Annotated in this window: 23 protein-coding genes; 12 read left to right on the top strand and 11 right to left on the bottom strand. The window is 60.7% G+C overall.

All coding sequences use genetic code 11. The features are described 5' to 3' along the window. The first annotated feature begins 90 nt into the window (after nt 1-90). Nucleotides 91-840, top strand: coding sequence for an SDR family oxidoreductase (locus AB4O36_RS09980; protein WP_460141625.1), 750 nt, complete (start codon nt 91-93; stop codon nt 838-840). Nucleotides 841-854: 14 nt separating this feature from the next. On the opposite strand, the gene AB4O36_RS09975 is transcribed toward AB4O36_RS09980, so the two are convergent. Further along, complete coding sequence (locus tag AB4O36_RS09975; protein ID WP_460141624.1) at nt 855-1055, bottom strand: hypothetical protein; 201 nt, start codon at nt 1053-1055, stop codon at nt 855-857. 166 nt (nt 1056-1221) lie between these two features. Here AB4O36_RS09975 and AB4O36_RS09970 point away from each other — a divergent pair, with 166 nt between their 5' ends. The 4 genes from AB4O36_RS09970 to AB4O36_RS09955 all read left to right on the top strand — a co-directional run bounded on the left by AB4O36_RS09970 (nt 1222) and on the right by AB4O36_RS09955 (nt 3869). Then, nucleotides 1222-2097 carry a LysR substrate-binding domain-containing protein gene (locus tag AB4O36_RS09970; RefSeq protein ID WP_460141623.1) on the top strand — a complete coding sequence of 292 codons (876 nt, stop codon included), beginning with the start codon at nt 1222-1224 and terminating at the stop codon, nt 2095-2097. A gap of 161 nt (nt 2098-2258) precedes the next feature. Continuing rightward, nucleotides 2259-3185: an AEC family transporter gene (locus AB4O36_RS09965; protein ID WP_460141622.1), complete on the top strand. Its 927-nt coding sequence runs from the start codon at nt 2259-2261 to the stop codon at nt 3183-3185. Nucleotides 3186-3315: 130 nt separating this feature from the next. Beyond that, nucleotides 3316-3588: a CopG family ribbon-helix-helix protein gene (locus AB4O36_RS09960; protein WP_460141621.1), complete on the top strand. Its 273-nt coding sequence runs from the start codon at nt 3316-3318 to the stop codon at nt 3586-3588. Further along, nucleotides 3588-3869: a type II toxin-antitoxin system RelE/ParE family toxin gene (locus AB4O36_RS09955; protein WP_460141620.1), complete on the top strand. Its 282-nt coding sequence runs from the start codon at nt 3588-3590 to the stop codon at nt 3867-3869. The genes AB4O36_RS09960 and AB4O36_RS09955 overlap by 1 nt, the downstream gene beginning before the upstream one ends. Nucleotides 3870-3939: 70 nt before the next feature. On the opposite strand, the gene AB4O36_RS09950 is transcribed toward AB4O36_RS09955, so the two are convergent. After that, nucleotides 3940-5841, bottom strand: coding sequence for a sigma-54 interaction domain-containing protein (locus AB4O36_RS09950; protein ID WP_460141619.1), 1902 nt, complete (start codon nt 5839-5841; stop codon nt 3940-3942). 228 nt (nt 5842-6069) lie between these two features. Between AB4O36_RS09950 and cynS the strand changes: the two genes are divergently transcribed. Continuing rightward, on the top strand, nt 6070-6510 hold the full coding sequence (cynS, locus tag AB4O36_RS09945; RefSeq protein ID WP_460141618.1) for a cyanase: 441 nt from the start codon (nt 6070-6072) through the stop codon (nt 6508-6510). A 40-nt stretch (nt 6511-6550) separates the two neighbouring features. Then, complete coding sequence (locus AB4O36_RS09940) at nt 6551-7363, top strand: formate/nitrite transporter family protein (protein WP_460124232.1); 813 nt, start codon at nt 6551-6553, stop codon at nt 7361-7363. Between the two features lie 151 nt (nt 7364-7514). Here the strand turns inward: AB4O36_RS09940 and AB4O36_RS09935 are convergent, their stop codons facing one another. The 3 genes from AB4O36_RS09935 to AB4O36_RS09925 all read right to left on the bottom strand — a co-directional run bounded on the left by AB4O36_RS09935 (nt 7515) and on the right by AB4O36_RS09925 (nt 9859). Beyond that, complete coding sequence (locus tag AB4O36_RS09935; protein ID WP_460126676.1) at nt 7515-7874, bottom strand: response regulator; 360 nt, start codon at nt 7872-7874, stop codon at nt 7515-7517. 83 nt (nt 7875-7957) lie between these two features. Then, the gene (locus AB4O36_RS09930) at nt 7958-9346 is read right to left on the bottom strand and encodes an ATPase domain-containing protein (RefSeq protein WP_460141617.1); all 1389 of its coding nucleotides are present in this window, start codon (nt 9344-9346) and stop codon (nt 7958-7960) included. A 282-nt stretch (nt 9347-9628) separates the two neighbouring features. Then, nucleotides 9629-9859 (bottom strand): DUF3079 domain-containing protein, encoded by a 231-nt coding sequence (locus AB4O36_RS09925; protein WP_460124226.1) that lies wholly within the window; start codon nt 9857-9859, stop codon nt 9629-9631. A 154-nt stretch (nt 9860-10013) separates the two neighbouring features. On the opposite strand from AB4O36_RS09925, the gene AB4O36_RS09920 reads away from it, so the two are divergent. From AB4O36_RS09920 to AB4O36_RS09900, 5 genes are all read left to right on the top strand, one after another. After that, nucleotides 10014-10352: a hypothetical protein gene (locus tag AB4O36_RS09920; RefSeq protein ID WP_460141616.1), complete on the top strand. Its 339-nt coding sequence runs from the start codon at nt 10014-10016 to the stop codon at nt 10350-10352. An 88-nt stretch (nt 10353-10440) separates the two neighbouring features. Beyond that, complete coding sequence (locus tag AB4O36_RS09915; protein WP_460124220.1) at nt 10441-10971, top strand: iron transporter; 531 nt, start codon at nt 10441-10443, stop codon at nt 10969-10971. Between the two features lies 1 nt (nt 10972). Next, complete coding sequence (locus tag AB4O36_RS09910) at nt 10973-11302, top strand: cupredoxin domain-containing protein (RefSeq protein ID WP_460141615.1); 330 nt, start codon at nt 10973-10975, stop codon at nt 11300-11302. Between the two features lie 16 nt (nt 11303-11318). Then, nucleotides 11319-12173, top strand: a complete 855-nt coding sequence (locus AB4O36_RS09905; RefSeq protein WP_460124214.1) for an FTR1 family iron permease — start codon at nt 11319-11321, stop codon at nt 12171-12173. Further along, nucleotides 12161-13540: a 4Fe-4S binding protein gene (locus AB4O36_RS09900; protein ID WP_460141614.1), complete on the top strand. Its 1380-nt coding sequence runs from the start codon at nt 12161-12163 to the stop codon at nt 13538-13540. Before AB4O36_RS09905 ends, AB4O36_RS09900 begins: the two co-directional genes overlap by 13 nt. 148 nt (nt 13541-13688) lie before the next feature. Here the strand turns inward: AB4O36_RS09900 and AB4O36_RS09895 are convergent, their stop codons facing one another. The 6 genes from AB4O36_RS09895 to AB4O36_RS09870 all read right to left on the bottom strand — a co-directional run bounded on the left by AB4O36_RS09895 (nt 13689) and on the right by AB4O36_RS09870 (nt 20566). Continuing rightward, the gene (locus AB4O36_RS09895; RefSeq protein ID WP_460141613.1) at nt 13689-15308 is read right to left on the bottom strand and encodes a methyl-accepting chemotaxis protein; all 1620 of its coding nucleotides are present in this window, start codon (nt 15306-15308) and stop codon (nt 13689-13691) included. A 74-nt stretch (nt 15309-15382) separates the two neighbouring features. After that, on the bottom strand, nt 15383-16078 hold the full coding sequence (locus AB4O36_RS09890) for an anaerobic ribonucleoside-triphosphate reductase activating protein (RefSeq protein ID WP_460124208.1): 696 nt from the start codon (nt 16076-16078) through the stop codon (nt 15383-15385). Next, complete coding sequence (nrdD, locus tag AB4O36_RS09885) at nt 16075-16242, bottom strand: anaerobic ribonucleoside-triphosphate reductase (protein ID WP_460124205.1); 168 nt, start codon at nt 16240-16242, stop codon at nt 16075-16077. Before nrdD ends, AB4O36_RS09890 begins: the two co-directional genes overlap by 4 nt. A 44-nt stretch (nt 16243-16286) precedes the next feature. Then, on the bottom strand, nt 16287-18302 hold the full coding sequence (locus AB4O36_RS09880) for a ribonucleoside triphosphate reductase (RefSeq protein WP_460141612.1): 2016 nt from the start codon (nt 18300-18302) through the stop codon (nt 16287-16289). Nucleotides 18303-18600: 298 nt separating this feature from the next. Further along, entirely contained in the window at nt 18601-19587 is a 987-nt protein-coding gene (gene moaA / locus AB4O36_RS09875) for a GTP 3',8-cyclase MoaA (RefSeq protein WP_460141611.1), read from the bottom strand. A gap of 25 nt (nt 19588-19612) precedes the next feature. Continuing rightward, entirely contained in the window at nt 19613-20566 is a 954-nt protein-coding gene (locus AB4O36_RS09870) for a peptidylprolyl isomerase (protein ID WP_460126671.1), read from the bottom strand. Nucleotides 20567-20571 lie beyond the last annotated feature (5 nt).

The raw sequence follows: 20571 nt of genomic DNA, 5'->3' as shown, positions 1-20571 counted from the left end.
CGAAGCACAACTGATGTGCCTTGTTCAGGACTGGTTGCAGAAAACCCGCGCCGGATAATACGCCGAAACAACCATGATCGGAGTCAGCGTATGAAGCGCCTCGAAGGCAAAATAGCAGTCATCACCGGCGGCAACAGCGGGATCGGCCTGGCATCCGCCTGCCTCTTCGCACAGGAAGGCGCCCAGGTGATCATCACCGGTCGGCGCAAGGCGGTTCTGGAGCAGGCCATTGAAACCATCGGCCACGGCGCCATTGCCATCGAGGGCGATGTGGCCAGCCTGGAACATCATGACAGCGTAGCCACCGAGGTCAGGCAACGCTTTGGTGGGCTGGACATCTACATGGCCAACGCCGGGGTCATCACCTTGCAGCCGTCCGACCAGGTTTCGCCGGACGTCTATGATGCCCAGTTCAACATCAATACGCGCGGCGTATTCTTTGGCGTCCAGTCGATCACGCCGGTGCTGCATGAGGGGGCCAGCATCATCCTCACCAGTTCACTGGCTGCCACCAAAGTGTTGGAGAATCACGCGGTATACGCGGGCAGCAAAGCCGCCATCGCTGCCTTCGCCCGCAGCTGGGCGCTGGAACTGCGCGCACGGCGCATCCGCGTCAACGTGCTCAGCCCAGGCCCGGTCGATACGGCGATCATTGGCAAATTGGGTGTGTCAGACGAGCAGCGCCCGGACTTCCTGAAAATGCTCGGTGACATGATCCCGGCCGGGCGCCTGGGTGAAGCAGAAGAACTGGCGCGCGCGGCGCTTTACCTCGCATCGCCAGACAGCGCGTACGTTAACGGCATCGAACTGTTGGTTGATGGCGGGATGTCGCTGACGTGAGCTGAAGACCCTCGTCAGCGGGGCTCTGGATGCTCGCTGGACACCGAATTGGTGGCGTCGACGTCCGACATGTCTTCTTCGAGCGGTGCTTCGTCATCCGGTGGCAGTGGCACCTCGGACTCATCTTTGCGGGGATCATGCCCGGTTTCGTTATCCGTGGCGCGGGTCACATCCTGCTGCGACCGGTTGCCGGGTGCATTCTCGTCAATGTCCATGCTCGCTCTCCGTTCAGGTGCGCGGAACCTCCGCGCTTAAACGTGAGAGACGGCCCTCCATGGCAAGTGCCCGGCAATGGACGAACGGTTAGTGCACTTTGCCTGTCGTCTGTCGCGCCCGGCTCTGACAGAATCGACCACACACTCCGCCGACAAGTCTTGCCCCATGTCCTTACGCGCGCTTCGTACCCTGCTGGCCATCGCTCAACACGGCTCGTTCGTCCAGGCGGCGCAGAGCGTGCACCTCACACAGTCAGCCGTGAGCCTGCACATCAAGTCACTGGAAGAAACGTTCAACACCTCGCTCTTCGACCGCTCGCGCCGCCTGCCGGTCCTGACCGACGCTGGCCACGTGGCCGTGGAGCGCGCACGGGAAATCATCGCGCTCTACGACAGCATCGCCTCGGAAATCGGCGGCGATAATGAATTGCGTGGCCGGTTGAAATTGGGCGTCATCCCCACGGCATTGACCACCATCCTGCCCCAGGCGCTGGCCGCCCTGGGTGCCGAGCATCCTCATCTGCGCATTACCGTGGCCTCCGGCATGTCCGCGGAACTCGCGACCCGGCTTGAGGCTGGCGATATCGACGTGGCCATCACCACCGAACCGGTGAAACCTCACCCCTACGGTCTGGTGAGTACCACCCTGTATGAAGAAGGGTTCTGGATCATTGCCCCTTCTACATTGTCGGGACTGCACACCCGGCAGTTGCTGGAGCAGCAGCCGTTCATTCGTTTTGATCGTCGTGCCTGGGCGGGGCGCACCATTGAACGAGAACTGCGGCGCATGCGTCTGCGCGTGCAGACCACGATGGAGCTGGACAGCCAGGAAGCGATTATCCAAATGGTGACCCAGGGGCTGGGCGTAGCCGTGGTGCCCCTTTCGAGTCGCAACCTCGAACAACTCAGTCACCTTGAAATCCAGGCCTTTGGCTCACCTCAGCGTACGCGTCGTGTGGTGCTGCTCGAACGTGAGGACCGACCCCGCGCCCGGCTGGCTGTGGCACTGGCAAAAGTGATTCAGCAGCAGACCGTGAGCTGACCACCCATGAGAAATATTTGTTGATCGATGGATTTTTAATCGATTTTATTTCTGGCCCTGGCTTCTTATCGTGTACCTGTCCAAATGCCAACGGCAGGTCCCATGTACGCTTCAAATCGCCCTTCTCGCTTGATTGAACATTCGTCTGCGCAGGCGCGCTCATGATTCGCGAGTTGCTGTTGGCGCTGGTGCCCATCGCTGTCCTGATTGCATTGGGCGCCTGGCTCAAGCGCAGCCAGTTCCTGGCAGATACCTTCTGGGCTCAGGCCGAACGCCTGGGTTATTACGTGTTGCTGCCCGCCCTGTTTGTGCACGGCCTTTCGACCGCCAGACTGAACGACGTGCCGGTCCAGGGCATGATCACGGCGCTGGTGTTTTCGACGCTGACCGTGGCCGCGCTGCTGGTTGGCGCACGGCGCTTTCTTGGAGCCAACGATCCGGCGTTTACGTCCGTTTTCCAGGGCGGTGTGCGCTTCAACAACTACGTGGGTGTTTCGGCGGTCGCCGGCTTGTTCGGCGCCCAGGGCATTGCACTGGCAGCGGTGGCCAATGCGGCCATCGTGCCAACGGTGAACATTCTGTGCGTATTGGTGTTCGCCCGGTACGGTGCAGGCGGTCGAATGTCCGCAGCCAAGGTGTTGAGGCAAGTGGCGCTCAACCCGCTGGTGCTGGCCTGCATCGGCGGAATATCGCTTCAGGCACTTGGGCTGGGCCTGCCCGCCGGGATAGAACCGGCCATCAAGGCATTGGGCATGGCCTCGTTGCCGCTGGGTTTGCTCTGCGTTGGCGCGGCCCTGGAACCGGGTTCCGTGCGCAGTTGGGTGCGACCGGTGGCCTACTCGTCCGCGTTCAAGTTCCTGCTGATGCCAGTGGTCACCTTGTTTGCCTGCCGCATCGCCGGGCTGGGCGGCAACGCCGCCATCGCCGCCCTGGTGTTCCAGGCACTGCCCACCGCCTCATCGTCCTACATCATGGCGCGACAACTGGGTGGAGACGCCCCGCTGATGGCCGGGATCATCGCCAGTCAAACCTTGCTGGCCGGTGTGGCGCTGCCGGTGGCGGTCGTTGTGCTGACCCCCTGGATCTAATGAAAGCAACTGTCTATCCCCTGCCATTCATCGTTGAATGACGCGGTATTATTAACTGCAATTGGAAATGAATAAGCGATGAGGAAAGATGGATAGCCTGATTCATGAGTGTCTGTCCAAGGAGTCAAAAATGACCGTCACCGCGAAAACCCGATCCGACACGGCTCATGTTCCTGTAGAGCTGGCAGAACGCGTTGATCAAATAGCCGAACGTCTGGAGCGGTCAAAAAACTGGATCGTCAAGCAAGCCCTCTCCGATTGGCTTGATCAGGAGGAAGAGCGCATTCGCCTGACCCGCGAAGCGTTGGCCGACGTGGATGCCGGCCGCGTGATCGACCATCAGGCGGTCCAGGCCTGGGCCGAAAGCCTCAGCACGGATAAGCCGCTGCCGGTGCCACATTGATGGAGCTGAGTTGGACGAGCAAAGCGCTATCCGATCTTGCCCGCCTTTATGATTTTTTGGCAGCGGTGAACCAACCCGCACCAGCTCGCACGCTTCAGCAGCTCACGGCCGCGCCGACCGCCCTATTGAGCAACCCACGCATTGGTGAACGTTTGGAAGAGTTCGCCCCGCGTGATGTGCGCAGAATCCTGGTCGGGCACTATGAGATTCGCTATGCAATTGCGGACGCCACCCTTTACCTTATGCGCCTTTGGCATATGCGCGAAGATCGTCAACAGTAAATTGGAACGTCGTGGGATTTCAGGCTCCCGGTTTTATCGTTGACGACTGTCGCGAGTGAGCTCACTCAGGTTAATCCTTCTGGCGCGTCCGTCCCGGCTTGTAATCCCTGGGATCAATCCCCCACTTGCGCAGCCTCGACGCCAGGGTAGTGGGTTTGACGCCCAGCAACTGCGCCGCGCCGCCCTCACCAGACACCTTGCCACCCGTGCGTTTGAGCATCGCCAGTGTATTGGCTCGCAGCTGCCGTTGGAGCAGCTCATCGGCAACCGGCTCACCCGCCGCGGCCTGCTCTGCGCGAACAGGCGCCGGAACCCGCGCCCCGGAAGCCATCAGGTCGTCAAAATGCAAACGACCATCCTGGGAAACGATCATCTGTCGCTCGATCACATTTTCCAGCTCACGGATGTTGCCAGGCCACGGGTAACGCTTGAGTAATTCAACCTGGGCCAATGGCAGACGTACACCTGGTTTGTTGAACGCCAACGATGCCCGCCGCAAAAAGTGGCTGGCCAACAGGGGAATGTCGTCGATTCGTTCGCGCAGTGGCACCGAGCGAACAGGAAACACGTTCAGCCGAAAATACAGGTCCTCGCGAAAACCACCCGCCGCGATCATCGCACGCAAATCGCGGTTGGTCGCGGCGATGACCCGCACATCCACCGCTCGCGTGACGTTGTCGCCGACACGCTCGAACTGTTGATCCTGGAGCACGCGCAACAACTTGCTCTGCAACTCCAGGGGGATTTCTCCCACCTCATCGAGAAACAGCGTACCGCCGTCGGCCAGCTCGAAACGCCCCATGCGTGCATTGACCGCCCCGGTAAAGGCACCTTTTACATGGCCAAAAAACTCGCTCTCGAACAGGTCCCTGGGGATTGCCGCGCAGTTGACACGAATCAACGGGCGGTCAGCGCGCCGGCTGCTCGCGTGAATCGCCCGGGCAATCAGCTCCTTGCCGGTGCCGGACTCGCCATTGATCAGAACGTTGGCATCGGTCGGCGCCACCAGTTCGATCTGGCGGATCAGGTGAAGGACCGCCGGGCTCTCGCCAACGATTTCATGGTGGTTGCGCTCAGCCTTGATCTCTTCCTGCAGGTACTGGTTTTCCACCTCCAGGCGTTGCTTGAGCTGTTCGACTTCGTTGAGCGCCTCCCGCAAGCGTTGCTCGGCGCGCTGACGCTCGCGAATGTCCCGAAACAGCACCACCGCCCCCACCAGCCGCCCCATCTCGAAAATCGGCGTGCTGGTGTACTCGACGGCAATGGCCTCGCCGTTCTTGTGCCAGAACACCTCGTGATCGACCCGGTGCACCTGGCCGTCGCTGAACGACGCGTGGATCGGACACTCCTGTACCGCAAAGCAGCTGCCATCGCTATGGCTGTGATGGAACAACTGGTGCGCATCGTGGCCCACCATGTCGGCGGCGCTCCACCCCAGAATGCGTTCGGCCGCCGGGTTGATGAAGGTGGTCTGGCCCTTGGCATCGAGCCCGTAGATGCCCTCGCCTACTGCACCGAGGATCAATCGGTTCTGCTGCTCGATGCGCTCGAAAACCTGGGAAATCCGCTCCCAGCCGACATGACCCAGGCGGTGCTGACGGCGTGCTTCCGAACGATTGCGCCGCGTTTCGAGCACATCGCGACGCTGGATCGTGAACAGGATGCGGTGGCCATCGGCCAACGCACTCGCGCTCACTTCCACCGGATGCTGGCGGCGGCTCAAGTCAATCAGCACCAGATCATCGGACCACGCCTGGCCCTGGGTCAGCACCTCATCGCTGAAACTCACCCACAAGGAAAGCCCCTCGCCGAGGAAATGGCTGAAACGCCGAGGGGAGTGCTCATCGGGCATGCACCCCAGCAGTTCGAGTGCGACGGTGTTCGCCTGCAGTATCGAATCAGTTCGCGGGTCGACCACCAGCATCGCCTGAGAGGCGCGATCGATTGCATCATCTTGAAAGCCAGCGATCATGGTCTACCCACTGTAAAAACGAAGGAATAATTACGAAATATCGTATTTATTTAACCATATTTCGTTATTAACGAAAAATCGTTACAACCAACAGCGCCAATCTCCGATTTATTTAACTTAAATATCAATGAGTTAAGAGCAGAAATAAACTGGCACGACTCTCGCTATAGACCCTGCAGTGGAGGCGGAGCACCCGCCTCTTTCACTTCACTGAGAGAGAGTTGCCCCATGAACAAAATCGAAATGCACCACACCATCATGGCCGCCAAGGCCCGTCTGAATCTGAACTGGGACAGCCTCGCCGACGCAGCGCAAAAAGCCCCGGTCTGGGTCGCTTCGGTGTGTTACGGGATGAACAGCGCACCGGCAGATGTGGCAGCGCGACTCTGTCAGGCGCTGGAATTGGATGACGACGTTGCGACCGCGATGACAGTTTTCCCGACCAAGGGCTGGGATCAGGCGATCCCCCAGGACCCTCTGATCTATCGCCTGTACGAACTGGTGGGCGTTTACGGGCCGACCCTGAAAGATGTGATCCAGGAAAAATTCGGCGACGGCATCATGAGCGCCATCGACTTCTCCATGCACGTCGACAAGATCGAAGACCCCAAGGGTGACCGCGTGTTGGTGACCCTCAATGGCAAGTTCCTGCCTTACCGATCCTGGTAACGACTTCACCTTCTCGCAACGTTCGCCAAGGGGTCATCCAATGTCTTATCTATTGCCGTTCGAATTCGTCACCAAAATGGTCGATGCCGGCGAATCCAAGATCCACATGTCCACCCGCGATACATTGATCCGCGCCTACATGGCGGGTGCCATCCTCGCGCTGGCCGCGGTGTTCGCAGTCACCATCGCCGTGCAGACCGGCTCGGCATTGCTGGGCGCCGTGCTCTTCCCCGTGGGCTTCTCCATGCTCTATCTGATGGGCTTCGACTTGCTCACCGGCGTGTTCGTCCTGACCCCGCTGGCGCTGCTGGACAAACGACCGGGCGTCACCGCCAGCCGCGTCCTGCAGAATTGGGGGTTGGTGTTCCTCGGCAATTTCGCCGGCGCGTTGACCGTGGCGTTCATGATGGCGTTCATCTTCACCTACGGCTTCAACGCACCACCGGGCGCCGTGGGCGACAAGATCGCCAACATCGGCGAAGCCCGCACCCTGGGCTACGCACATTACGGCGTCGCCGGCTGGTTCTCGATTTTCCTGCGCGGCATGCTGTGCAACTGGATGGTGTCGATGGGCGTGGTGGGCGCGATGATCTCGACTTCGGTCAGCGGCAAGGTCATCGCCATGTGGATGCCGATCATGCTGTTCTTCTTCATGGGCTTCGAGCACTCGGTGGTGAACATGTTCCTGTTCCCGTCCGCGATGATCATGGGCGGCAATTTCTCGATCATGGATTATATGATCTGGAACGAGATCCCCACGGTACTGGGCAACCTGGTCGGTGGCCTGGCCTTTACGGGCCTGACGCTGTACAGCACGCATATCAGGACGGCGGCGAAGCGCGCGATTTGCTGATCCATCGGCCAGGCCGCCGTGGGTATCAGGCGGCCAGCATGATCGTTGACGACCATCGCGACGGTTCGACGGTTCGACGCTTCGACGTGCTCGCGCCTACAAGTGCATCGGGGCTTCGAACCTTGTGGGGGGGGGCTCGCTCCCCACGACATCAAGGCTTGACCATCGCCTTGACACTGGCGATCACCGCGTCGATCGTAAACGGCTTGGCGAACACATCGGCGAACAGGTCAGCCCGCTCGTTGGCCAGATGGGCCTGCGCGCCGCTCATGAGCATGATGGGTATCTTGCTGAACTGGTCTTTCGCCTTGATGGATTCGGCGAACTCCAGCCCCGTCATGCCCGGCATCATGAAGTCGGTGATGATGAGGTCCGGCCGCTCCCGGTCGAGAATGTCGAGTGCTTTGAGTGCGCTTCCGGCCGTTACGGTCAGGAACCCCTCGTCCTCAAGCGCGAAGCTCAAAATGTCAGCGATCAGGTACTCGTCGTCGATGATGAGAATGGTAGTCATATTTCGCGTACATCCCACATCAGCCCCGAGGAACTCGAGCGAAATACACAATCTGGCCGTCCACAAATTGCCATTCGCATGTCTCAGGCCTTTTTCAGTTCGATTCCAGCATGGCCTATCACGACTTCGAGAAGCGAAGGGTCATAGGCGTTGTCTCTGATCTTGAGAATGGAGAGCTGGCGTTGAAGTTCAGAACCTTTGTAGCCGAACTGGATGAGCAACAGGTTATCCATGACACCGGAGAGTTCGGGCGCCGAGATGATCGGATGATCGCTGAAAAGATGCTGGATCTCCCAAGTGGCCAAAACCGTCACATCCCTTGAACGCAACTCGCCCAATACCGCCGTAAAAACCTCCAACACCCGGGTCTGATCGACCGAGACCCTGGCCATGGCCAGCAAGCTGTCGATAAAGACGCGCTTGATCCCATTCTCCTTGACGGTGTAGAGCAGGTCGTAGGCCAGGCGATCGATGAGCCCGGCCGACGCCGAGTTCCAGGACAGGTGCAGCGCACCTGATTGTTCCAGGGCAGTAAAGTCGTGACCGAGCGCCTGGGCCTTCATGCGCAGGCGTGAGGGCGATTCGTGGAAACCGAAATACAGGCCCGGCGCCTGCGGCGTGGAGCCTGCGAGGAATTGGGCGCCCAGCGACGTTTTACCTGCACCCGACGGTCCCATGACCAGCGTCACCGAAGAAGACATCAACCCGCCGCCAATCCGCGTATCAAGGGTGGGGATGCCACTGCTGACCAGATCGAACTCACCCGTGTCAATCAGCGCCGGACCGGTCAGGATACTTTCGATGCGCGGATAAACGGTGATGCCGTTTTCAGTGATTTCGAACTCGTGCGGACCTGCAATGGCGCCACTGCCACGGGTTTTGCGCAACCTGATCCGGCGGACCGCCTTCGAGGCCACCGACTCCTCGCCCATCTCGATGACGCCGTCCACCATCGTATGCTCCGGGCTGCCGTCATCAAGCTGCGAGCTGGTCAGGAACAGCACGGTGCAACCGGCAAAGGCTGCGTGCCCCTGCAACTCGGAGATGAACTGCTTGGTGTCCAGCGGCGACTCGGCCTTGGAGCGTGCATTGAGCAACCCGTCCAGAATCAACAGGCTGGATTTCTGCCGACTGATCTCTCGACGCAGCAGCTTGACCACCGCATCCAGACCGTCGTTTTCCAGCGTGTCGAACGCGCTGACGAACTGAATCCTTTGATTGACTTCGGCCTTATCGTAGAAGCTCAGGGTAGAGAGGAACTGGAAGAGCCGGTCATGGGGTTCCGCGAGCAGGGTCGCAAAAAGAACGTGACCATCACGCTTGATGTGGTTGAAACCGATCTGGTTCGCCAGGATGGTCTTGCCCGATCCTGGCCGTCCTTGAATGATGTAGGACGCGCCGGCGATCAGGCCTCCCTTCAACAGGGTATCGAGGCCTTCGATCCCACTTTCAAGACGTTTAAGCTGATTCAACGCTGATCCCTCCACTGATCTTCACCGGGTGCCAAAATAGCCTGTTGCGCTGGTGGAACGCGTTTGCGACGAGTGTTTTACCGAGTGTAACCCACACGCCTTAAAAACCTGTACAAAAGCATCGCCCGCGTAAAGCAGACAACCGTTTTCGTCGTTCGTGCCGGGAGAATGGGACTTGGCGAGACTGGGATCGTCGCACATCAAAAAAGGCAGTCGTCAGACACAAAAATGCCGCTCAATGAGCGGCATTCTGTTTGATCTGCAGGAAGGGGCCGAACAGGTTCAGGCGGTCGAATCGTCCTTTACTCGCTCCCCCGCCGGCCGGTCCGTCGCAATCACCGCGTCGATCCCCCAGTCATTGGGCTCGGCCCAATCCTCGCCGAACATTTCCACCGGGTGCATGGTGCGATCGGCGCCGTTACCGCAGGCCAGGGACTTCGCCGGACAATACCGATCACACCCCCAGCAGATGCGTTCAGGGTGACTGGGATTGACGGGGAAATTCTTGGCCATGCCGTTCTCCGGTCTTCAAGGGGCGTATTCCCACCCTACAACCTCGAACCGCCGCCAGCCTTGACTCACGTCAAGAACGGACACCCAACACCCTCACACGCTTCACATTCCTCGGGCTAAGCTTGTCTCGCCTGATACAGACCGGAGAGTCGCGATGCTTAACAAGAATCCTGCCACCCAGAATCCGCCGCCACTGTCCACATGGGACGATCAAGACGTCGCCGGGCACGAAGCCTTCACGGCCCCACCCGCCTTGACCAATGCGGAGTTGGTGCACCTGCGGGTCAGGGTGATTGCCCTGGAAAACCTGGTCATCGCCCTGCTGGCCGAAGGCTCGGAGCGCCAACGGGCGATAGCCCGGGAAATGGCCGATTTCATTTCCCCACGATCCGGTTTCACGCAACACCCGCTGACTATTCACGCGGCGGACCACATGACCCACAGCGTTGAGCGCGCCGAACGTTTCCGTCGACGGGAGGAAATTGAGGTTTAAATGCTCAAAACTTGATAACAATCATTATTGTTCGCAGTGAAGCTTCCTAGACTCGGGTTCCTATTTCCAAAGTCCCCAGGAAGTCACCATGCGTACCCCGTTCTCGCTGTCACTCGCCCTGCTCCTGCTCGCACCATTGGCCCATGCGAAGGAATACCCGATCGGATCGCCGCAGATGTGCGCCGGGCTGGAGGTCGGGGCGGTGTACTTGCAGCCGATTGAAATGGAACCCGCCGGCATGATGCGCGCCACTGCGGATTCCGACGTGCACCTGGAAGCCGACATCCGTGCCACTGCGGACAACCGTAACGGCTTCCAGGAAGGCAGTTTCGTGCCGTACCTCAACGTCTCGTTCAAGCTGAAAAAGGTCGGCGGCGAGCAGGAGCTCAAGGGCGATTTCCACGCCATGGTGGCCAACGACGGCCCCCACTACGGCGATAACGTCAAATTGCTCGGCCCTGGCAAATACCAACTGACCTTCACCGTCCTGCCACCGAGCGGCCATGCTGCACTGGGTCGTCACACCGACAAGGAAACCGGCGTCGCCCCATGGTTCGACAAGTGTGAGCTGAACTACGAGTTCGTCTACGCCGGCATCGGTAAAAAAGGCGGTTACTGAGATGAAGCGCCTGCCGCTGGCCCTGCTGCTGGCCGCAACCCTGGCACCGCTGGCCGCCCAGGCCGAGCTGCCGACCTATGAACTGAGCCTCAATGACGGTCATTTCACCCCCGCCGTGCTCGAGGTGCAGGCGGGACAGCGCTTCAAGATCATCTTGAAAAACATCGGCCAGGGGCCTGCCGAGTTCGAGAGCACACCGCTGCGAGTGGAAAAGGTGCTCTCGCCCGGGGTGACCACATTCGTGGTCATCCATCCGCTTAAACCTGGCCAATACCCGTTCTTCGACGAGTTCAATACGCAATTGCCCGAAGGCAGCATTCTCGCGAAATAACCCGTACGGAGTTCTCATGAATCAATCAATGTTCATCGTCTGGCGGGAAAGTGTCGAGGCGCTGCTGGTCATCGGCATTCTCCAGGCCTGGATCAGCCAACAGAGCCAGGGCAGCCGACTGGTCAAGTTTCTTTGGGCCGGGGTGGTGCTGGGGCTGTTGTTTTCCGGCCTGCTGGCCGGGCTGATCCTGTTGGCGGGCAGCGCCATGAGCGGACCGGCCAGTGAATGGTTCCAGGCTGCGCTCGCCTTGATCGCCAGCCTGTTGATCGTGCAAATGGTCAGCTGGATGCACCGCCATGGACGCACGCTCAAGCAGGACCTGCTGCGCGATGCCGACAGCAAGATGTCCCGGCAAGGTGGCTGGGGCCTGTTGCTGTTGGCGCTGCTCGCGGTGAGCCGCGAAGGCAGTGAAACCGTGGTGTTCCTGTATGGCGCAGGGGCGCAATTGCGTGGCCCGCAGCTGGGTCTGTTCGCCATCGGTGGCGCGCTCGGCCTGGTGCTGTCAGCGCTGACCATCGTCGTGCTGCATGGCAGTCGCCGGTTTATCTCGTGGCAACGATTCTTTGCCATCAGCGAGACGATCCTGCTACTGCTCGGCGCGGCGTTGCTGGTCAGCGGCATCGAGCGGGTGGGCGGCCAACTGCTCGCCATGGACGTGCCGGAGTGGGTCTACAGCCTTGCCGGTGACGCGCTGTGGGACAGCAACGCCTTGCTCAGCGACAGCCATGGCATGGGTGGTTTTCTTGCCAGTTTCACCGGTTACCGGGCCACGCCCAGCGCCCTTGCCGTGCTCGCATGGCTGGGTTATTGGTTGCTGGTCGGTGGCTGGCTACGGCTGCGAACCGCGGACAAAGTCCCATGCCTGAACTGACCTGGCGCAACCGCTGGTTGCAGCGCCTGGGAGACGGGATGCGTCATCACGCCCCCGTCATTCGGGCGGTGCAGTGGTTTGTCGTGCTGTTCTATGCCTTGCTGCTGGTGATCCCGGCGCTGCTGCCACTGCCGGACAGCCAGGCGCGGATGCTGGATAACCTGACCCTGTTCGCGCAGTTTCTGTTCTGGGGTCTCTGGTGGCCGTTCGTGCTGCTGTCGATCGTGCTGTTCGGCCGAGTGTGGTGTGGCGTGTTGTGTCCGGAAGGTTCGCTTAGCGAATGGGCCAGCCAGTACGGCAAAGGCATGGGCGTGCCACGCTGGGTCCGCTGGGGCGGTTGGCCGACCCTGGCGTTCTGCCTGACCACCCTCTATGGCCAACTGATCAGCGTCTATGACTACGCGCAAGCGGCGCTGTTGATCCTGGGCGGCTCGACTGTGGCGGCAGTGGTCGTCGGCTTGCTGTTCGCCCGGGGCAAGCGCATCTGGTGCCGTTACCTGTGCCCGGTCAGCGGCGTGTTCGCCCTGCTCGCCCGCCTTGCACCGGTGCACTTTCACGTCGATGAACAACGCTGGGTGGAAAACGCCGCCCCGCGCCAGCCACCGCCCAACTGTGCGCCACTGCTGGACATTCGCCGCCTGCGCGGCGCCAGCGACTGCCATGCCTGCGGGCGTTGCAGCGGCCAGCGTGGCGCAGTGCAATTGATCGCCCGCTCGAGCAATCAGGAAATCCTCGACTCGACGACGCAAAGCGTTTCCGCCTGGGACGTGCGCCTGTTGCTGTTCGGCGTGATCGGCCTGGCGATGGGCGCCTTCCAGTGGACGGTCAGCCCGTGGTTCATCGCCCTCAAGCAAAGCCTTGCGCAATGGCTGGTGGAGCATGATCAACTGTGGGCGCTGAACGACAATGCGCCCTGGTGGCTGCTCACCCATTACCCGCAGCTCAATGACAGTTTCAGCTGGCTCGACGGGTTCAGCATCATGGCTTACCTGGGGGTGAGTTCGCTGGTACTCGGCGCGGCATTGCTGATTATCATGCGCCTGGCCGCCCGGCTGGCCGGTGATCGCGCACTGTATTGGCCCCTGGCGCTGACCCTCACGCCCCTCGGTGGTGCGGGACTGTTTCTCGGGCTATCGGCGACCACCGTGAAATTACTGCGTTATGAAGGCTTGTTGCTGGAGTGGGTGCAACCGGCCAGGGCCTGCTTGCTGATCGCGGCGGTGGGTTGGAGTGTGCTGCTGGGGTACAAGCGCCTGAACCGGCAACGACTGCCCGTGCCAAGGCGACTGGCTGCCTGCACCTGCCTGATGCTGGCCAGTGGATTGATCGGGTACGGCTGGTGGTTGCAGTTTTGGGGTTGGGCCTGATGACATCCCCCATTCCCTGTAGGAGCGAGCATGCTCGCGATGGAGGCAGGGACAACACGGGCATCCAGGCAGCCCGCGTTATCGTTGACCTCCATCGCGAGCATGCTCGCTCCTACAGGGGGATTGGGGTGTCAGAGAAAAACGCGATCTAGACTTTGAACCGCGCCACCGTCTGATGCAGGTCGCCGGCCATTTGTGCCAGCTCCTGGCCAGCGCTGTCAGTGTGTTGGGCGCCGAGCAGGACCTGCTCGGATAAGCTGCGGATGCTCACCAGGTTGCGGTCCACTTCCCGGGCCACCAGCGCCTGCTGTTCGGTGGCACTGGCAATCATCATGTTGCGCTCGTTGATCTGTGAGATGGACCGAGTGATCTGATCCAGCGCTTCACCGGAACGGCGCGCGACTTCCAGGGTGGACTGGACCAAATCGTTGCTGCCGTGCATGGCGGTCACCGCAAGGCCGCTGTCTTGGCGAACATTGTCGATCATCTGTTCGATTTCCTGGGTCGATTCCTGGGTGCGCTGCGCCAGCGCCCGCACTTCATCGGCCACCACCGCAAAGCCGCGCCCGGCTTCCCCGGCCCGCGCCGCCTCGATCGCCGCATTGAGAGCCAGCAGATTGGTCTGGCCTGCAATGCCACGAATCACGTCCAGCACCTTGCTGATGTCCTGGACCCGGCCAGCCAGTTGTTCAATCCGTTGGGAGGTCTCGATGACGCCATCCGCCAGCACGCCAATCGAGGCGACCGTTTCCTGGACCTGTTCACGTCCCCGATGCGCGGTTTGCTCGGATTGCCGCGAAGCCTCGGAGGTGCTGACCGCATTGCGCGCCACTTCATCCACGGCGGCGGTCATCTGGTTGACGGCAGCCGCAGCCTGCTCGATCTCCTGCCCCTGCAATTGCAGGTTGCTGGCGGTCTGGCTGCTGACGGCGCTGAGTTCCTCGGAAGAGCTCGCGACCCGATCCACCGAGCCTGCGATGTGCTTGACCATGGTGTTGAGGTTCTGCTGCATCTGGCGCATGTTCATCATCACGCTGCCGGCGCTGCTGGAACTCACCGGCACCTCAGTCGTCAGGTCACCCTCGGCGATCTGGCTCAGAACCCGCGCGGCATCATTCGGTTCACCGCCCAGGGGCCTAGTCACGCTGCGGGTGACAATGATCGCAGCGCCGATGACCAGGGCGACACAAAACACAAACAGGCCGAGCATGTTGCGCCGCGCCTCGCTGTACAACTGCTGCGCCGACTGCTCACGGTCGGAGAATATTCTTCCCTGTAGCGCCATCAACTCATCCAGGCTGCGGTACACCTCAAGCTCGGCCGGGATGACCTTTTGCTTGAGTTGGGCCATGGCGTCATCGGTCGCGCCTTGCCCGATCAATACCTGCACCTGCGTGAACGCGGCAACGTACGCTTCGCGATTCTTTTTCAATGCCGTATAGGCTGCCTTTCCCTCGGGCAGGTCGAACAACGGCGCAAGGGTTTCGAAGGCCTGGGTGATGCGTTTTTTAGTGGAATCGATCGACTGTTGAGCTTGCAGGTTATCTTTGCTGATCAACAGATCCCGCGTGTTTCTGGCGTTGTCGCGAACGCCGGTGGCGATCACCATCATCGGCTCGATTTTCGGCCAGTCCTGTTTGACGATGACCTCCGACTGCTGCTTGAGCGTCGCCAGGTCATTCAACGCGTAAAACGCAATCCCCATCAGTGCCAGCGGTGCAATTGCAAAGCCGATCACGATACGTTGTGCCGTGGATAATTTAGCCATATCAAATGCTCCCCGTTTGATACCTGCCCGAAGGCAGCGCATTTGAACATCATGGTTGGGCTGTGCCGTCCCGGTCACCCCCGCAAAACGAAGACCGGAAACAGCTCGCGCATCGCGTCCCAAAGATCGGGTAGCAAGGCCTGTGCCGAAACGCTCGACAACAAGGGGTCGAACATCCGTTCGGTGCGCACCAGTTGGACAGCGAACCGTTTGACGCCCAGGGCACTCAGGCGCTGGGCAAGCACCAGCAGGCGTTCGGGCTCGAACAGATGCCAGTGCACGGTGGTGCGACATTCATAGTCCACGCCACTGGCCAGCAGGTATTGGAGACTGCGCCAGTTGGCGGTGCCGCTGCCCTCGACCCGGGTGATCGCCTGGGTGTCCTCGGGCAGCGCCTTGACGTCGAACCCCACCCAATCCGCCCCTTCCAGTGCCTTGGCGAAGGCCGCCGGCTTGATCCCGGCACTGTGCAGGCCGATGCGAAAACCCATGGCCCGCACTTCATCCATGGCCCCGAGCAGACAGTCCTGCAACGTCGGCTCGCCCCCACTGAACACCACGGCATCGAGCAGATCCTGACGGCGTTGCAGAAACGCAATGACCCGCCGCCAATCCACTTCCTCGGTGCCCCGAGGCGGGATCAGTTGCGGGTTATGGCAGTACCGACAACGCCAGGCACACCCCTGGCAGAACAGCACGCAGGCGAGTTGCCCCGGATAGTCGATGGTGGTCAGGGGCACCATGCCCCCGACCCGGATCACTCGACTCATTGACGCCCGGCCGCAGCCGAGCACTCGGTGAAATGGACGCGCTCGCGGTGCTCGGACTGTTTGCCGGGGTTGAACGCCGACACCGGACGGTGGTAACCCATCACGCGGGTCCAGACTTCGCAGCGTTGACGTTGAGCCTGTGGCAGGGTTTGCGATGCAGTCATGGTGAAGCTCCTTGCGGTTGAGTGGATCAAATCATTGAGCGGTGTCATAGAGCGGTGGCGGCTTTCTGCTCCTTGAGCAGCAAGGCCTCGTCGCATTTCGGGCAGAACTCGTGCTCACCATCGAGGTAGCCGTGCACCGGGCAGATCGAGAAGGTCGGCGTCACGGTCAGGTACGGCAGGCGGAAGCGCCCCAAAGCCTTGCGCACCAGCTGCTTACAGGCCTGGGTCGAGGAAATCCGCTCGGCCATGTACAAGTGCAACACGGTGCCACCGGTGTATTTGCATTGCAGTTCGTCTTGCAGCTCCAGAGCTTCGAACGGATCTTCGGTGTAGCCCACCGGCAACTGCGAAGAGTTGGTGTAATACGGCGCCTGGGCGCTGCCAGCCTGGAGAATGTCCGGGAAGCGCTTGAGGTCTTCCTTGGCGAAGCGGTAAGTGGTGCCTTCCGCGGGCGTTGCTTCGAGGTTGTAGAGGTGGCCGGTTTCCTCCTGGAAACGCAGGAGCGTGGCGCGCACATGGTCGAGCACGTTCAGCGCAAATTGCCGGCCCTTCTCGGTATGCATGCCCTCCTCGTCGCCGCTGAAATTGCGCAGCATTTCGTGCAGGCCATTCACACCGATGGTCGAAAAGTGGTTACGCAGGGTGCCCAGATAACGCTTGGTGTAGGGGTACAAACCGGCATCCATATGCCGCTGGATCACTTTGCGCTTGACCTCCAGGCTTTCCATCGCCAGTTCCATCAGCGTGTCCAGACGCTGCAACAAGCCACTGGTATTGCCCTTGAACACATAACCCAGGCGCGCGCAGTTGAGGGTGACCACCCCCAGCGAACCGGTCTGTTCCGCCGACCCGAACAGGCCGCCACCGCGCTTGAGCAGCTCGCGCACGTCCAGTTGCAGACGGCAGCACATCGAGCGCACCTGGTTGGGCTGCATGTCGGAGTTGAGGAAGTTCTGGAAGTACGGCAAGCCGTAGCGCGCGGTCATTTCAAACAGGCGGTCGGCGTTTTCGCTGTCCCAGGGAAAGTCATGGGTGATGTTGTAGGTCGGGATCGGGAAGGTGAACACTCGCCCTTTCGAGTCGCCCGCCTGCATCACTTCGATGTAGGCGCGGTTGAGCAGGTCCATTTCCACTTGCAGGTCGCCGTAGGCAAACGGCATTTCCTGGCCGCCGATCACTGGGATCTGCTCTTTGAGGTCCTGCGGACACACCCAGTCGAACGTCAGGTTGGTGAACGGGGTCTGGGTGCCCCAGCGCGACGGCACGTTGAGGTTGTAGATGAACTCCTGGATCGCCTGGCGAACCTCATCGAAGCTCAGTTGGTCCTTGCGCACGTACGGCGCCAGGTAAGTGTCGAAAGAGCTGAACGCCTGGGCGCCGGCCCATTCGTTTTGCAGGGTGCCGAGGAAGTTGACCATCTGGCCCAGGGCGCTGCTCAAGTGCTGCGGCGGGCCGGCTTCCACCCTCCCCGGTACGCCGTTGAGGCCTTCGTGCAACAGGGTTCGCAACGACCAGCCGGCGCAGTAGCCGGCGAGCATGTCGAGGTCGTGCACATGCAGGTCAGCCTCCCGGTGCGCCTCGCCGATGGCTTCGCTGTACACCTCATCCAGCCAGTAATTGGCGGTGACCTTGCCCGACACGTTCAGTACCAGCCCGCCCAGGGAGTAACCCTGGTTGGCGTTGGCCTGTACGCGCCAGTCTTCCCGGTCGAGGTATTCGTTCATCGAGGTCGCGACTTCGACCATGGTTCGGCGGTCGCGTCGCAGACGGCCGTGCTGTTCGCGGTAGACGATGTAGGCACGCATCGCGAAGAAGTAACCGGCGTCCATCAGGACCCGCTCGACCCGGTCCTGGACCTGCTCGACATGCAACCTCGGCATGCCTTCCAGGCGGGCAAGCACTGCCTCGAGCAAGCCTTCGACTTCGACGTCCGTGTACTCCCCGGTCGCCTTGCCGGCGGCGATCAATGCCTGACGAATCTTGTTGGCATCGAAGGCAACCAGGTCGCCATTGCGCTTGTGCAAGCGGTTACTTCCCACTGAGATCAGCGTGCTCTGCATTCGGCCTCCAAACACTACATATTGATTTTTAGAAATTCAAAAACACAAGATGATGTGAAGACTACGGACTAAACGGGGCTGTGCAATTGATCGATATCAAGTTTGGGCGGGGAAAAAAAGCCGCTCGAAAGCGGCGAGGAAAGGGAAGTTTTGGAAGGGTGACCGCCGACCACCGCACTCACTGTAGGAGCGAGCTTGCTCGCGATGGCGGTGCATCAGCCTAAAGTGATGTCGCCTGACGCTCCGCCATCGCGAGCAAGCTCGCTCCTACAGGGGTGTTGGTGTGTAATGGGTTATGTCACCCCCCACTCATGTTCATGAACCGCACAATCTGCACATCGCCTTGCGGGGTGAAGTCATGTCGTAGCGGTTTGCCGCGCAAGGCCTTTTGCACCGCGTTGATCACCGGCTGGTCATCCAGCGGATAACGACGCAGCAACCCGCGCAGATCCAGGGCGTCGTCCTGGCCGAGGCAGAGCAACAGCTTGCCTTCAACGGTCATGCGCACCCGGTTGCAGGTGCCGCAGAAGTTGTGGCTGTTGGGTGAGATGAAACCGATGCGCGTCTCGGGATGTTGCTCCAGGCGCACATAGCGTGCCGGCCCGCCGCTGTTTTCCGTGCTGTCGAGCAACCGATGGTGACGGGCAATTTCTGCCCGGACCTCTTCGCTCGAACAGAACGACTCGCCACGGGACCGCCCGACATCGCCCAAGGGCATTTCCTCGATGAAACTGATGTCGATACGCTGGTCGATGGCGTACTGCACCAACGCCGGCACTTCATCGAAGTTGCGCCCCTTCATCACCACGCAATTGAGTTTGATCCGCTCGAACCCGGCATCCCGCGCCGCCTCGATACCGTTGAGCACCTGATCGAGGTCGCCGATGCGGGTGATGGCGCGAAATTTGTGCGGGTCCAGGCTGTCGAGGCTGATGTTCATGCGTTTCACACCGGCCTCCACCAATGGTCGCGCCAGTCGGCCCAGTTGCGAGCCATTGCTGGTCATCACCAGTTCGCGCAAACCGGGCAGCGCGGCGATGTTGCGGCACAGGTCGACGATGCCTGGGCGGATCAACGGCTCGCCGCCGGTGAGGCGGATCTTGCGCACACCCATGCCCACGAACAACGTGGCCAGGCGCTGCAATTCCTCCAGCGTGAGCACCTGCTGACGCGGCAGGAAGGTCATGGTTTTCGCCATGCAATATACACAGCGAAAATCACACCGGTCCGTCACCGACATCCGCAGATAATCGATCTGCCGTCCAAAGCCGTCTTGCAAGTTCATCACGTCTCCCGGTTTGCCTCGATGCCTACTGCACCAGTGGTGAATCGGCGCCCTGCAAATGAATACCGCGAACATCCGCCGCACCGATCAGGGTTTGCAGATACTGCACCAGGGCTTTTTGCCAGACACCTTGTTGCAACTGCGTGCGGATCGCCGTCGCCACCGCTTCATAAGGCAATTGCTGGCCTTCGATGCGCTGATCAACGCTGATCACATGCCAGCCGTAGCGGCTTTCCAGCGGCTTGCTGGCCAGCCCGGCTTGCAGCGTGAACAATTGACGCTCCAGCTCCGGCACTGTCTGACCCTTGCTGATCTGCCCCAGCGAACCGCCCTGCTCCTTCGACGGGCAGGCCGAGTACTTCTGGGCCAGCTCGGCGAAACTGCCGGGCAAGTCGTTGAGCCGTTGCAGCAGCACTTCGGCCTGGTCGAAGGCAATGCCCCGGGCCTCGGCGTCGTCCGGTGCGCATTCGAGCAGAATGTGCCGCACTGCCAGCAACGGCGCGCTGTGAAACCGCGCACGGTTGCTTTCGTAGTAGCGAAGGCTGGTTTCTTCATCCAGCTCAGGCACTTTCACCTCACGCTCGAGCAACAACCGTGTGGCAGCCTCCTCTTCGTTCTCGCCGGCACCGACTTCGAGCGACAGCCCGAGTTCGGCAATGCGCTGCTGCAACAACTCACGGATCACCAGCGCCTTGGCGGCGAGGTACACCGCCTCCTCGCGACTTTCCGCCGGGTGATATTGCAGCTCCTGCGCCATCGCCTCCGGGGTGATCACCACCTCGTTGACGCTGATGATCGGCCATTCCTGTTCACTGCTGGCGATCAACTGGGCAGGCGTTTCTTCGACTGCCGCCGGTTCCACTGCCAGCTCTTCGAACAGTGCCGCCGGCGCCGCATCGAGCACCTCCTCAACGGGTCTTGAAGAACCGCAGCCACCGCCGCCCGCACCACCGCCGCCACATCCACAACCTGACATGATGACCT

Source organism: Pseudomonas sp. S2_E01, assembly GCF_054668365.1.
The sequence above is the reverse complement of the archived record's forward strand: the minus strand, read 5'-3'. Positions and strand labels throughout refer to the sequence as shown.

Excerpts from the sequence above, each read along its gene's own strand:
- AB4O36_RS09980 (WP_460141625.1), top strand. The coding sequence starts at position 91 with ATGAAGCGCCTCGAAGGCAAAATAGCAGTCATCACCGGCGGCAACAGC.
- AB4O36_RS09975 (WP_460141624.1), bottom strand. The coding sequence starts at position 1,055 with ATGGACATTGACGAGAATGCACCCGGCAACCGGTCGCAGCAGGATGTG.
- AB4O36_RS09970 (WP_460141623.1), top strand. The coding sequence starts at position 1,222 with ATGTCCTTACGCGCGCTTCGTACCCTGCTGGCCATCGCTCAACACGGC.
- AB4O36_RS09965 (WP_460141622.1), top strand. The coding sequence starts at position 2,259 with ATGATTCGCGAGTTGCTGTTGGCGCTGGTGCCCATCGCTGTCCTGATT.
- AB4O36_RS09960 (WP_460141621.1), top strand. The coding sequence starts at position 3,316 with ATGACCGTCACCGCGAAAACCCGATCCGACACGGCTCATGTTCCTGTA.
- AB4O36_RS09955 (WP_460141620.1), top strand. The coding sequence starts at position 3,588 with ATGGAGCTGAGTTGGACGAGCAAAGCGCTATCCGATCTTGCCCGCCTT.
- AB4O36_RS09950 (WP_460141619.1), bottom strand. The coding sequence starts at position 5,841 with ATGATCGCTGGCTTTCAAGATGATGCAATCGATCGCGCCTCTCAGGCG.
- cynS (WP_460141618.1), top strand. The coding sequence starts at position 6,070 with ATGAACAAAATCGAAATGCACCACACCATCATGGCCGCCAAGGCCCGT.
- AB4O36_RS09940 (WP_460124232.1), top strand. The coding sequence starts at position 6,551 with ATGTCTTATCTATTGCCGTTCGAATTCGTCACCAAAATGGTCGATGCC.
- AB4O36_RS09935 (WP_460126676.1), bottom strand. The coding sequence starts at position 7,874 with ATGACTACCATTCTCATCATCGACGACGAGTACCTGATCGCTGACATT.
- AB4O36_RS09925 (WP_460124226.1), bottom strand. The coding sequence starts at position 9,859 with ATGGCCAAGAATTTCCCCGTCAATCCCAGTCACCCTGAACGCATCTGC.
- AB4O36_RS09920 (WP_460141616.1), top strand. The coding sequence starts at position 10,014 with ATGCTTAACAAGAATCCTGCCACCCAGAATCCGCCGCCACTGTCCACA.
- AB4O36_RS09915 (WP_460124220.1), top strand. The coding sequence starts at position 10,441 with ATGCGTACCCCGTTCTCGCTGTCACTCGCCCTGCTCCTGCTCGCACCA.
- AB4O36_RS09910 (WP_460141615.1), top strand. The coding sequence starts at position 10,973 with ATGAAGCGCCTGCCGCTGGCCCTGCTGCTGGCCGCAACCCTGGCACCG.
- AB4O36_RS09905 (WP_460124214.1), top strand. The coding sequence starts at position 11,319 with ATGAATCAATCAATGTTCATCGTCTGGCGGGAAAGTGTCGAGGCGCTG.
- AB4O36_RS09900 (WP_460141614.1), top strand. The coding sequence starts at position 12,161 with ATGCCTGAACTGACCTGGCGCAACCGCTGGTTGCAGCGCCTGGGAGAC.
- AB4O36_RS09895 (WP_460141613.1), bottom strand. The coding sequence starts at position 15,308 with ATGGCTAAATTATCCACGGCACAACGTATCGTGATCGGCTTTGCAATT.
- AB4O36_RS09890 (WP_460124208.1), bottom strand. The coding sequence starts at position 16,078 with ATGAGTCGAGTGATCCGGGTCGGGGGCATGGTGCCCCTGACCACCATC.
- nrdD (WP_460124205.1), bottom strand. The coding sequence starts at position 16,242 with ATGACTGCATCGCAAACCCTGCCACAGGCTCAACGTCAACGCTGCGAA.
- AB4O36_RS09880 (WP_460141612.1), bottom strand. The coding sequence starts at position 18,302 with ATGCAGAGCACGCTGATCTCAGTGGGAAGTAACCGCTTGCACAAGCGC.
- moaA (WP_460141611.1), bottom strand. The coding sequence starts at position 19,587 with ATGAACTTGCAAGACGGCTTTGGACGGCAGATCGATTATCTGCGGATG.